Origin of the sequence: Sciscionella marina DSM 45152, assembly GCF_000379465.1 — a bacterium.
GTDB lineage: Bacteria > Actinomycetota > Actinomycetes > Mycobacteriales > Pseudonocardiaceae > Sciscionella > Sciscionella marina.
Genome location: NZ_KB905392.1, coordinates 694030 through 705782 on the forward strand (window position 1 = coordinate 694030; position 11753 = coordinate 705782).

The 11753-nt window shown below is 69.8% G+C and carries 12 protein-coding genes; 5 read left to right on the forward strand and 7 right to left on the reverse strand.

Features of this window, described 5'->3' with window-relative positions; translation table 11 throughout:
• Positions 1-2: 2 nt before the first annotated feature.
• On the reverse strand, positions 3-311 hold the full coding sequence (locus tag A37U_RS0120410; RefSeq protein WP_020498528.1) for an L-rhamnose mutarotase: 309 nt from the start codon (positions 309-311) through the stop codon (positions 3-5).
• Positions 312-399: 88 nt separating this feature from the next.
• On the opposite strand from A37U_RS0120410, the gene A37U_RS0120415 reads away from it, so the two are divergent.
• A complete protein-coding gene (locus tag A37U_RS0120415) occupies positions 400-1173 on the forward strand; it encodes an MBL fold metallo-hydrolase (RefSeq protein ID WP_020498529.1) in 774 nt (257 codons plus the stop codon).
• Positions 1170-1946, forward strand: a complete 777-nt coding sequence (locus A37U_RS0120420) for an SDR family NAD(P)-dependent oxidoreductase (RefSeq protein WP_020498530.1) — start codon at positions 1170-1172, stop codon at positions 1944-1946. Before A37U_RS0120415 ends, A37U_RS0120420 begins: the two co-directional genes overlap by 4 nt.
• On the opposite strand, the gene A37U_RS0120425 is transcribed toward A37U_RS0120420, so the two are convergent.
• The 3 genes from A37U_RS0120425 to A37U_RS0120435 are packed head-to-tail and all read right to left on the reverse strand — an operon-like array spanning position 1933 to position 4968.
• Entirely contained in the window at positions 1933-2964 is a 1032-nt protein-coding gene (locus A37U_RS0120425) for a zinc-dependent alcohol dehydrogenase (RefSeq protein WP_040588266.1), read from the reverse strand. The genes A37U_RS0120420 and A37U_RS0120425 overlap by 14 nt on opposite strands.
• Before the next feature lie 22 nt (positions 2965-2986).
• Positions 2987-4195 carry a cysteine desulfurase-like protein gene (locus tag A37U_RS0120430; protein WP_020498532.1) on the reverse strand — a complete coding sequence of 403 codons (1209 nt, stop codon included), beginning with the start codon at positions 4193-4195 and terminating at the stop codon, positions 2987-2989.
• On the reverse strand, positions 4192-4968 hold the full coding sequence (locus tag A37U_RS0120435) for a PP2C family protein-serine/threonine phosphatase (RefSeq protein WP_157182905.1): 777 nt from the start codon (positions 4966-4968) through the stop codon (positions 4192-4194). Before A37U_RS0120435 ends, A37U_RS0120430 begins: the two co-directional genes overlap by 4 nt.
• A gap of 83 nt (positions 4969-5051) precedes the next feature.
• Here A37U_RS0120435 and A37U_RS0120440 point away from each other — a divergent pair, with 83 nt between their 5' ends.
• Both A37U_RS0120440 and A37U_RS0120445 read left to right on the forward strand, forming a co-directional pair.
• Entirely contained in the window at positions 5052-6830 is a 1779-nt protein-coding gene (locus A37U_RS0120440) for an N-6 DNA methylase (RefSeq protein WP_020498534.1), read from the forward strand.
• Positions 6831-6882: 52 nt separating this feature from the next.
• The gene (locus A37U_RS0120445) at positions 6883-7794 is read left to right on the forward strand and encodes a serine/threonine-protein kinase (protein WP_026197422.1); all 912 of its coding nucleotides are present in this window, start codon (positions 6883-6885) and stop codon (positions 7792-7794) included.
• A gap of 105 nt (positions 7795-7899) precedes the next feature.
• Here A37U_RS0120445 and A37U_RS0120450 read toward each other — a convergent pair whose 3' ends face one another.
• From A37U_RS0120450 to A37U_RS0120460, 3 genes are read right to left on the reverse strand one after another with little or no spacing between them, the layout of a single operon-like run.
• Complete coding sequence (locus A37U_RS0120450) at positions 7900-8541, reverse strand: LutC/YkgG family protein (RefSeq protein WP_020498536.1); 642 nt, start codon at positions 8539-8541, stop codon at positions 7900-7902.
• Positions 8538-10025 (reverse strand): LutB/LldF family L-lactate oxidation iron-sulfur protein, encoded by a 1488-nt coding sequence (locus A37U_RS0120455; RefSeq protein ID WP_020498537.1) that lies wholly within the window; start codon positions 10023-10025, stop codon positions 8538-8540. The genes A37U_RS0120450 and A37U_RS0120455 overlap by 4 nt, the downstream gene beginning before the upstream one ends.
• Complete coding sequence (locus A37U_RS0120460; protein ID WP_020498538.1) at positions 10022-10774, reverse strand: (Fe-S)-binding protein; 753 nt, start codon at positions 10772-10774, stop codon at positions 10022-10024. Before A37U_RS0120460 ends, A37U_RS0120455 begins: the two co-directional genes overlap by 4 nt.
• Before the next feature lie 26 nt (positions 10775-10800).
• On the opposite strand from A37U_RS0120460, the gene A37U_RS0120465 reads away from it, so the two are divergent.
• Positions 10801-11745 carry a pseudouridine synthase gene (locus A37U_RS0120465; protein WP_020498539.1) on the forward strand — a complete coding sequence of 315 codons (945 nt, stop codon included), beginning with the start codon at positions 10801-10803 and terminating at the stop codon, positions 11743-11745.
• Positions 11746-11753: the final 8 nt, after the last annotated feature.

The window sequence follows — 11753 nt, forward strand, 5'->3', positions numbered from 1 at the left end:
GTTCATTCCAGCAGGAAGACCTGGCGGAGCAGTCCTGGCCCGTCGTCCTCGACCCGCTGTTCGAGCAGCTCCGCCATGGTGTCCTGCCAGCGGGCGTTGACCTCGGTGCGGCCCATCGCCTCGAGCGCTGCCTCCGGATCGTCCGCCTCGAAATACCCGAACGCCGTACTGTCGTCCAGGAAGATCGAGTAGTTGCGGAACCCGGCCTGCCGTAACGCTTCGCGCATCTCCGGCCAGACCCGCCGGTGTGCCTCGGCGTACTCGGCCACCTTGTCCCGTTTGATGTGCAGGGTGAACGCCGCACGCGCCATCGCGGTACCTCCGGAATCCCTTGGCTGGCCAGGACCGGACTGTAATACTGAGTCCAGGTGTTGGGAACCGACCAAAGGTGGTGCGGCCGTGGACGAGTACGCCATCGATCTTCTCCGTGTCGGGGCCGGAGAGGTCCCCGGACCCGAGATCTTCTGGATGAGCGCCTTCGACAGCTGGTATCCGCTCGTCTTCCAGTCGGTGCTGGTGCGCGGCAACGGGGTCACCGCGCTGGTGAACACCGGGCCCGCCAGGGATATCGGTCCGATGAACGAGAAATGGGCGACGGTGCTCGGGCAGCGGGCGAGAATGGTGCGCGCGGACGGGGAGTTCATCGCCGATCGGCTGTTCGAGAACGGCGTCGAGCCCGAGGAGATCACCCATGTGATCCTCACCCCGCTGCAATTGTATTCGGTCAGCAATATCCCGCTTTTCCCGAACGCGGAGATCTGCCTCGCCCGGCGCGGCTGGGTGCATTTCCACACCACGCACGAACATCCGCATGACGACCGCAGTACCTCGATCCCGGACGATGTGCTCGTGCACCTGGTCACCGAGGCCTGGCCGCGGGTGCGGTTGCTCGAGGACGAAACCGAGCTCGCGCCCGGGTTGCGCACCTGGTGGTGCGGCGGGCACCATCGCGCGTCGATGGTCGTCGAGGCGGACAGCACCAAGGGAACGGTGGCGATCTCCGATTCCTATTTCTACCTGGAGAACGTCGCCCGTGATCATCCGATCGGGATCAGCGAGAACATCTACGAAGCCACGGCGGCGTACCGGCGGGTGCGGGAGACCGCGGATGTGATCGTCCCGCTCTACGACCCGAAGAATTTCGATCGGTTCGCAGGAGGGAAGGTGGCATGAACAGCCCCACCGGACAGGAGACGGCGCACGTGCTCATCACCGGGGCGGCGCGGGGAATCGGCCGGGCGACCGCGATCCGGTTCGCCCGCGACGGCGCCCGGATCACCATCAACTTCCCGCCAGGGGAACGGGAGTTCGCCGAGGAGACCGCACGGCAGGTGGCCGAGGCGGGCGGCGTGGGGTTCCCGATCGAGGCCGATGTCGCCGATCCGGATGCGGTGCGCGCACTGGTCACCGATGCCGAGGAGGCCGTCGGCCCCACCGATATCCTGGTCAGCAACGCGGGAATCTGCCCGTTCGCGGACTTCTTCGAGATCGACGTGGAACTCTGGGACCGGGTGCAGCGGGTGAACGAGCGCGGCTGCTTCCTCGTCACCCAGGAGGTCACCCGGCGCATGGTGACCGAGGGCCGCACCGGATCGGTCATCGGCATCTCCTCGATCTCCGCATGGGTCGGCGGCGCCCGGCAGGTGCACTACACCCCGACCAAGGCGGGAATCAGCTCGCTGATGAAAAGCCTCGCGATCGTGCTCGGCCCCAAGGGAATCCGGTGCAATGCCGTGCTCCCCGGGACCATCGCGACCGATATCAACGCCGAGGACCTGGCCGAGCCGGCGAAACGGTCCGCGATGGAGAACCGTATTCCGTTGGGGCGCCTGGGAAAGCCCGAGGACATAGCGGGCGCGGTGTGGCTGCTCACTCGCCCGGAGGCCGGTTATGTGAACGGCGCGGAACTGCTCGTGGACGGTGGCCTGTTCGTCAATCTGCAGTGAACGAAACAAGGACCTTCCCCGCCACCGCCTTGCTGCCGCGCGCCATGCCGGCGAAGGCCTCCGGGGCATCGCGCACCGGGACGGTCTCCTCGACGAGCGCGGCCAGTTCGGCCGGCGCGGTCGCCACCCAGTCCGCGACCTCCCGGAAATGCCGTGCCGTATAACAGAAACTGCCGATGAGGCTGCGTTCCTCGGTGCTCACCGAATAGGCCGGGAGTTCGAGCTGCGGGGCGTTCATCCCGACCAGCACCACCCGGGCGCCGAACACGCTGCAGGAGAAGGCATCCGCGATCGTCGCCGAGGTGCCGACCGCGTCCAGCACGAGATCCGCTTTCCGGCTGAGCGCGGTGGCCGTGCCCGCAGCGAGGTCCCCTTCCGCCGGATCGAGCGGAGTCGCGCCGAGTTCGGCACACAGCCGCCGCCGCGCGGGATCGGGTTCGCTGACCGCGATCGCGCGCGCCCCGAGCATCCGGGCCGCGAGTATCGCGGACTGGCCGATGGGGCCACCGCCGAGCACGAGCACCGCGTCCGCGCTGCCGCAGCCGCCCCGGTTCGCCGCGTGGTAGGCGACCGCGAGGGGTTCCACCAGCGCCCCGTACTCGATCGGCATGGCCTCCGGGAGCCGGACCAGGTTCCGCGCGGGGGCGAGGAAATACTCCGCGAACGCCGAAGAATAGCCTGCGGTCACCCCGATGACGGTCTTGTCCGGGCAGGCCTGTTCCTGGCCGCGCGTGCAGGCCGGGCAAGTCCCGCAGGCGAGCACCGGGTTCACGGTCACCACATCGCCCACGGCGAGCCCGTCGACGCCCACGCCCAGTTCCGCGACGTGGCCGACGGTCTCGTGGCCCATCACCTGCCCCGCGACCCGTCGCCCGTTCTGCCCGGTATAGCCGTGCAGATCCGACCCGCAGATGCCGGTGGCGAACACACGCACCGCGACCTCACCGGGTCCCGGTGCGCCCCGTTCCCGCTCGTCGACCTGGAAATCCCAGAAATCCCGCAGTACCAAGGCTTTCATCGCATCCTCCATCCGCGAGCGGTCACCGTCGGGAACGCAGCTCCGCGATCCCGTCCAGCAGCCGGTCCACATCGGACTCGTCGGTGTAGGGCGCGATCCCGGCCCGTACCGCGCCCTGTTCGCCGAGGCCGAGCCTGCGGGCCGGTTCGTAGGCGTAGAAACTGCCCGAGGGCGCGTTCACCCCGCGCCCGGCGAGTTCGGTGTAGACCCGCTCGGCGGGCACACCGTCCACTTCGAACAGCACGGTCGGCGTGCGTTCCCGTTCCGGATCCCCGTGGCAGCGCACTCCCTGCGCGCGGAGCCCGTCCTCGAGGCGGCGAGCGAGCGCCTCCTCGTGTGCGCCGAGCGCGATCATACTGGCCAGCAGGCGGGTTCGCCGGTCCCCCGCCGCCGTGGAATCGAGCCCGGCGAGGAAATCCACCGCCGCCGTGGTTCCGGCGAGCAGTTCATAGGGCAAGGTGCCGAATTCGAAGCGTTCGGGAACCGCATCGCTCGCCGGGAGCAGCTTGTCCGGGCGCAGGGTCCCGAGCAGCGCGGGATCCGCGGCGAGCGCCCCGAGATGCGGGCCGAGGAACTTGTACGGCGAGCAGGCGTAGAAATCCGCACCGAGGGCACGCAGATCGATGCGCGCATGCGGGGTCAGGTGTACACCATCCACATAGGACAGCGCACCGGACTCCCGTGCGGCGGCGGTGATCGCGGGGATGTCGGGCCGGCTGCCGAGCAGGTTCGACGCCCCGGTCACCGCGACCAGCCTGGTGCGCGGACCCAGCAGTCCGGTGATCGCCTCGGTGGGCAGCACCCCGGAGCTCACGGTGAACTCCGCGACCCGGACCCACACCCCTGCGGATTCCGCGGCCTGCACCCAGGGCCGGAAATTGGCATCGTGATCGAGACTGGAGAGCACGATCTCGTCCCCCGGCGACCACTGCCTGGCGATCGTGCGGGCGAAGTCGTAGGTCAGCTGGGTCATACTCCTGCCGAACACCACCCCGCCCGGCTCGGCGCCGAGCAGATCCGCCATCGCCGAACGGGCCGCGTGCACCCCGTCCTCCGCGCGCCGCTCCGCCGCGGTGACCGTGGCCCGGTTGGACACCCCGTCCCGCAGCGGCGCCGTGATCGCCTCGATCACCGCGTCCGGCACCTGTGTCCCGCCGGGGCCGTCGAAGTAGGCCGTGCCCTCGGCGAGTGCCGGGAACCGCTTGCGCACCGCAGCCACGTCGTAACTCACTCGGTCGCTCCGTTCCCCGGGTACACATCCGCGATCACCACGGTGATGTTGTCCGGTCCACCCGCCTCGTTGGCGAGCTCGATCAGTTGCCGTGCCACCGCATCCACCGGTTCGGTCATCCCGAGCACCTGGTGAATGGTCTCGTCGGGAACCACATCGGTCAAGCCGTCCGAGCAGACGAGGTAGCGGTCCCCGGCGCGCACATCGAAGGCGCCCAGATCGGCCGTGGCCTCCGCACCGGACTGCAAGGCGCGCACGAGCATGGAGCGGCGCGGATGCGTGGCGGCCATCTCCTCGCTCATCCTGCCCTCGTCCACGAGCGTCTGGACGAAGGTGTGATCCCTGGTCAGTGGCCGCAGCTGCCCTTCGCGCACCACATAGGCCCGGGAATCCCCGATGTGCGCCAGCACGAATTCCTTGCCGTCGAAGCACAGCGCGGTCATCGTGGACCCGGTTCCGCGCAGGTTCTCGTCGGCGACGACCCGTTCGTCGATCCGGGCCACCACCCGGATGCCCACCTCGGAGAGTTCGGCCAGCGCCGAGTTCCCGCCGAGTATCCGCTGCTCGGCCTCGGCGAGCGCGCGCACCACGATCTCGCTGGCGACCTCGCCGTGCGCGTGCCCGCCCATGCCGTCGGCGACCGCGATCAGCCGCTCGCTCGCATAGGCGGAGTCCTCGTTGACCGAACGACGCCGCCCGACATCCGTGGCGCTCGTGACGACGAGCCGGAACGGAGCGGCATGCGCTGCCGGAGGTTGTGATTGCTCGTGCACGGGACCAGTGAACCACTTGTGAATCGTGTTCACAAGTGGTTCAGCTGTGGAACCGCTCCGGGCGATGACGTACTGTGCGCGCTATGGGAGAGGACGCCTTGGTGAGCTCGGCCGATATCGCGCGGCTCGGGGGTGTCGGCCGGGCCGCGGTGAGCAACTGGCGGCGCCGCTACGAGGACTTCCCCGCCCCGGCCGGGGGAACCGCATCGAGTCCGTTGTTCTCCTTACAGGCCATCCAGTCCTGGCTCACCACCAACGGCAAGGCCGCCCGGGTTCCGCTGGCCGAGCAGGTCTGGCAACGCCTGCGTGCCACGACCGAGGACCTCGAACTCGGCGGCACGGTGGCCCGCGCGGGCGCCTATCTGCTGCAGACCCGGCTCGGCGAGGCGCCCCGGCTGCCCGGCGCGGTACGCCCCGAACTCGCCGACCGCGCACTGCGCACCCTGCTCACCGAACTCGCCGAGGAACAGGGCCCCGCGACCGCGTTCGAGCGGCTGTGCGAGCGTTACCGGGCGGCGCACGCCCGCACCCTGGCCACCACATCCACCGAGACCGCACGGATCATGGTGCGGTTGCTCGGCGGCGATCCGGGCACGGTGCTCGATCCCGCCTGCGGTATCGGCACCCTGTTGCTCGATGCGGGGCCACGCGCCGCGCTCGCGCAGGACACCGATCCGAACGCCGCGGCGATCACCGCCGTGCGACTGCGGCTGGCCGGGATCGAGACCACGGTGATCGACGCGGATGCACTGCGGCACAATGGATTCACCGATCGGCTCGCGGACGCGGTACTGTGCGATCCACCGTTCAACGAGCGCGCCTGGGGACACGCCGAACTGGCCGCGGATCCCCGCTGGGCCTACGGTCAGCCACCGCGCGGGGAATCCGAACTGGCCTGGGCGCAGCACTGCCTCGCGGCCGTGCGCCCCGGTGGACCGGTCGTGCTCCTGATGCCGAAAGCGGCGGCGAGCAGGCGTTCGGGGCGGCGCATCCGGGCGAACCTGCTGCGCGCCGGAGCGGTGCGCGCGCTGTACTCGCTGCGCGAGGGACACGACATCTGGTGCCTGCACCGGCCGGTACCCGGTGAAACCCAGCGCACGACCGTGTGGCTGGAGGAGTACGAGCCGGAGCGGGACCGCGCACCCGGGGACGATCCCGAACCGGTGCCGATCATCGACCTGCTCGACGACGAGGTGGACCTCAGCCCGGCGCGCCAGCGGTTGCTGCGCGAGCGCGCGGATGTCGGCGCGGTGTTCACGAAGACCCGGGCGAGCGTGCAGCAGGCGAGCAGTGAGATCGACGAGAATCTGGCGCGGGTACTGGAGATCAGCGCCGAACGCAGGCAGCTGTCCACGACCTCGCTTGCCGAACTGGCGAAGACAGGAGCGCTGACCGTGCTCACCCCGCGGCCGGGCGCCCCGGATCTGCCGGTGCTCACCTCCGCGGATCTCGCCGCGGACCGGTCACCGAGCGGAACCCAGGACGCCCTCGGCGAGGCGGCGGTGCACCTGTACCCGGGCGATGTGGCCGCGAGCGCGACCGGGATGGCCCGGGTGATCGAAGAAGAGGCGCTGCTCGGCCAGCACCTGACCGCCTACCGGACGAGCGCGGCACTCGATCCCCGGTTCCTCGCCGGTGTGCTGCGTGCCTGCACACCGGCGGTGCACGGCTCCTCGCGGATCGATCCCCGCCGCGTCGCGGTGCCGCGGCTGCCGGTGGAGCAGCAGCGCGCCTACGCCGAGGCGTTCGCCGAACTCGACGCGGTGCACCGGGCCGCGAGCGCGCTGGCCGAATCGGCGGATTCCTTGGCACGTCTCGGTTTCGTCGGCTTGCTCGACGGGATGCTCACCCCGGGCGAGTGAGCCCGATCCGCTACGGTGACCGGCCAGCCGCACGAAGGCAAACGAGGTGATCATGCTACTCGCGGACCGCTACGAGCTCGAGGAGCTGCCCATCGGCAAGGGCGGTATGGGCGCGGTCCATCGCGGATACGACACCCATCTGGCGCGCCGGGTCGCGGTGAAGTTCCTCGAGGTCCCGGGAAACAGCGATCCCGAGGTGGAGGGCCGGTTCATCCGCGAGGCACGCATCCTCGCGAAGCTGGAGCTGACCGGGGCACCGACGCTCTACGATCTCGGCACGGTGGAATCCCGGCTGTTCCAGGTGATGCAGTTCGTGGACGGGGTCACCCTCGCCGATGTGCTCGCCGAACACGGGCCACTCCCGGTGCCCTGGGCGGCGGCGATCGCGGCGCAGTCCTGCGCGGTGCTCGCCGAGGCGCACGCGCTGTCCATCTGCCACCGCGATCTGAAACCGAACAACCTGATGCTGCGCCCGGACGGCGGCGTCACCGTGCTGGATTTCGGGCTCGCCGTGCTGCGCGAGGCCGATCTCGCCCGGTTCACCCGCGCCGGACAACTGCTCGGCACCCCCGCCTATATGGCGCCGGAGCAGATCCAGAAGGGCAGCGCCGGACCGGCGAGCGATCTCTACGCGCTCGGCTGCGTGCTGCACGAAATGCTCACCGGGGTGCCGCTGTTCACCGGTCCCACGGCCTACGCCGTTTTCGAGCAGCACGTGAACGCCCGGCCGCCGGAGATCCCCGGCATTCCCGCGCGGCTGGGCGAGGTGCTGGCCCGCATGCTGGAGAAGGAGCCCGAGGACCGGCCGGCCGACGCGCTCGACTGCTATGCCGCACTGGAACCGCTGGCCCGCGAACTGCCGCCGCTGCCCGGTTTTCTCACCGTGAACGGGGAACCGGTGCCCGCCAGGATGTATGCCCGCATCGTCGGCCGGATCCCGGACCGGTTCGGTTCCGCTCGCTGACCACCCGGATCAGCCCGAGTTCACCGTCTTCGAGGTCGAGCGTGAACGTCGCATCACGGGCCTCATGGGGTCTCGGATCACATTTCCAGATATCCATGAGCACGCTCACCGGTCGGTGCGCAGAACCACGACCAGGGTGCGCGGGCCGTGCACGCCCTCCACGCGTTCCAGTTCGATGTCCGAGGTCGCCGAGGGGCCGCTGATCAGCGTGATGGGGCGAGCCGGTTCGAGGCGGGCGATGGCCTCCGGAACCCCGGCGACAACGCTCGAGGCATCCACCACGCAGAGGTGCTTGTCCGGGACCAGGGTCAGCGCCCGGCGCCCCTGGTCCGGACCGGCGTCCAGGAAGATGGTCCCGGTCTCGGCGCAGCTGACCGCCGAACCGGTGACCACGGCATCGAGCGCATCCAGTGCGGCGACCGAGGTTTCCGGGCCGTCCACCCGGATCTCGGCCCCGGTCTCGGCGAGCCAGTCCCGCGGGAGCCCGGCGGGGCACCCGATCCGGCGCGCCGGGCCGAGTATCCGCGCGATGGTGGCCGCGGTGTCCGTGGCCCGGCATTCGTGCACGCTCGCCCGATAGTCCCGCAGTCGCTCGGCGAGCAGCGCGATCCGTTGCGGCGAGGGCAGTTCCGTCCCGGTGCGGTATGCACGTGGCACCGTGACCGGTGCGGGCGGCGCGATGGCGAGCGCATCCCGTATCCGGCCGAGCACGGTCGCTTTGCCGGTTGTCCCCGTCTTGCCGGTCATCCCAGCCCCCGTTCCGCTTCGCGGCGCAGTTCCTCGCGCGCCTGCGGGCTGGCCCACCACTGCCGGAAGGTCTGCTTCGGCGGCGCGGGCAGATCACGTGCCCCGGTCCAGCCGCGCAACGGCGGGGGCAACGCCCGGATCCACCCGTCCCGCGCGAGCAGCCTGCCGAGGCCCGCCGCCCGCTGCGCCAGTTCCCAGCGCCGCGAGTCCCCCATCGCGGCCGCCGCGGCCTTCATGATCGCCGCCTCACCACGCGGCGCGGCCTCCCGCACATGCTGGTGGCGCAGTTCCACGAGCAGCGAGGGAATATCGATCTTGACCGGGCAGGCGTCGTAGCAGGCACCGCACAGGCTCGAGGCGTACGGCAGCGAGGCGTTGGGGTCTGTTCCGGCCATTCCGGCCAGCTGCGGGGAGAGCACCGCCCCGATCGGGCCCGGATAGGTGGAACCGTAGGCGTGGCCACCGGTGCGTTCGTACACCGGGCACACGTTGAGACACGCCGAGCAGCGAATGCAGTGCAGTGCCGAGCGGCCGATCTCGTCGGCGAGGGTGGCGCTGCGCCCGTTGTCCAGCAGCACCAGGTGGAACTCCTCCGGCCCGTCGCCCGGGGTCACTCCGGTCCACATCGAGGTGTACGGGTTCATCCGTTCCCCGGTGGAGGATCGGGGCAGCAGCTGCAGGAACACCTCGAGATCGGCGAAGCGGGGCAACAGTTTCTCGATGCCCATCAGGGTGATCAGCTTGCGCGGCATGGTGAGGCACATCCGGCCGTTGCCCTCGGACTCCACGACGGTGAGCGTCCCGGTCTCGGCGATGCCGAAGTTCGCCCCGGAGATCGCGACCTCGGCGGCCATGAACTTCTGCCGCAGATAGCGGCGGGCGGCAGCGGCCAGATTGGCCGGATCATCGTCCAGGTCCGGGTCCACGCCCGGCATCGCGCGCAGGAACAGTTCCCGGATCTCGGCGCGGTTGCGGTGGATCGCGGGCACCAGGATGTGCGAGGGGGTGTCCCCGGCGAGTTGCACGATCAGCTCGGCGAGATCGGTCTCGAAGGCGCTGATCCCTGCCGATTCGAGGTGTTCGTTGAGCCCGATCTCCTGGGTGGCCATGGATTTCACCTTGACCACCTCGCGCGCGCCGCCGAGCAGACCGGTGATGATCTCGTTGGCCGCGGCGGCATCCGGTGCCCAGTGTACGGTGCCGCCCCGCTCGGTGACCCGCTGTTCGAAGGTCTCCAGCAGTTCCGGCAGGTTCGCGAGCACTTGGGTCTTGATCGCCGAACCCGCGTCCCGCAGGGCTTCCCAGTCCGGGAGTTCACCGGCAGCGGCGAGCCGTTTCGCGCGGATCGTGCGGGTCGCCTTGCCGAGATTGCGGCGCAGCTGACTGTCCGCGAGCCGGTCGTGCGCCGCCTCCGGAAACGACTGGGTGCCACGGAGGTTGCCGGTTCCGCGCGGGGGAACCTCCGGAGTGCCGAGAAAGGTCATCGGGTCACCTCCCGGGACTCGGTCGCCGCCAGGATCTCCGCGATGTGCACGGTGCCCACCCCGGTGCTCAGCCGGGAGAGCCCGCCGCCGATGTGCATCAGGCAGGAGGAATCGCCCGCCGCGCAGAATTCGGCGCGGGTGTCCAGCACATGGCGCATCTTGTCGGCCAGCATCGCGGTCGAGGTCTCCGCGTTCTTCACCGCGAAGGTCCCGCCGAACCCGCAGCAGGACTCCGCCTCGGGCAGTTCCACGAGCTCGATCTCGCGCACGTTTCGCAGTAGCCGCAAGGGTTTCTCGCCGACCCGGAGCATGCGCAACGAATGACAGGTCGGATGGTAGGTCACCCGGTGCGGGAAGTACGCGCCGACATCGCTGACCCCGAGTACATCCACCAGGAACTCGCACAGCTCGTAGGTCTTGGCCGCGGTCGCGTGCACGCGCTCCCAGGTCGCGGTGTCGCAGTAGCGCCGCGCCACGATCTCGTGCTGGTGGCGCACCGAACCGACGCAGGAACCCGAGGGTACGACCACGGCCTCGATCGAGGGATCGGCGAAATCCTCGACGAATCGTTCCACGAGCCCGCGCGCCTCGCGTTGGTAGCCGGTGTTGACGTGCATCTGCCCGCAGCAGGTCTGCGTCGTGGGGAAGACGATCTCGTGGCCGAGGCGGGCGAGCACCTTCGCAGTCGCCGCGACCGCTCCCGGGAACATCGTGTCGCCGAGGCAGGTCGCGAACAGTGCTACGCGCATGGCGGCAAGGTTATGCTGCACGGGTTATGCGCCGCAAACTCCGATCGCCGCTCGCTCAGCGCGCCGGGCTCGACCCGGTGCGCATCCAGCTGCCCGATGGACACTGGAGCACCATCCGCGAGCACCTGCACGAGCGGCTGCCCAGGGTCAGCGGCGCCCGTATCGACGAGAAGCTGCGCGCGGGCGAGTTCGTCGGCCTCGACGGACCGATCGGCGAGGACACCCCGTACACCCCTGGCCTGCACCTGTGGTTTCACCGCGATCTGCCCGAGGAACCGCACGTGCCCTTCGACATTCCGGTGGTGTACCGGGACGAGCGCATTCTCGTGGTGCACAAACCGCATTTCCTCGCCACCATTCCGCGCGGGAAACACGTGCGCCAGACCGCGCTCGTGCGGCTGCGCGAGAAGCACGGCCTTCCCGAACTGAGCCCGGCGCACCGGCTGGACCGGGCCACCGCGGGGCTGGTGCTGTTCGTCATCGAGCGCGCGCACCGCGGGGCTTATCAGACCCTGTTCCGCGACCGTAAGGTGCGCAAGGTCTACGAGGCGATCGCCCCGGCCGATCCCGCCCTCGCCGCGGCGCGCACGGTGCGCAGCCGCATCGTCAAGGAGCGTGGCACCATCGCCGCGTTCACCGAGGACGGCCCGCCGAACAGCGAATCGCGGATCGAACTGGTCGAATCGCGCGACGGATTGGGGCGGTACCGGCTGGAGCCCGCCACCGGCCGCACCCACCAGCTGCGGCTGCACATGCACGAACTCGGGGTGCCCATCCTCGGTGATCCGTTCTACCCGGAGTTGACCGAGAAACCCCTCGAGGACTTCAGCAAGCCGCTGCAACTGCTCGCGAAGACCCTGCGGTTCACCGATCCGATCACCGGTGCCGAGCACGCCTTCACCGCCCCGTGCGGGCTGCTGGCCTGGGAATCCTTCGCCGAATGGGAGTTGACCGGTTCGCCCGGTTCGTGAACGCTGAA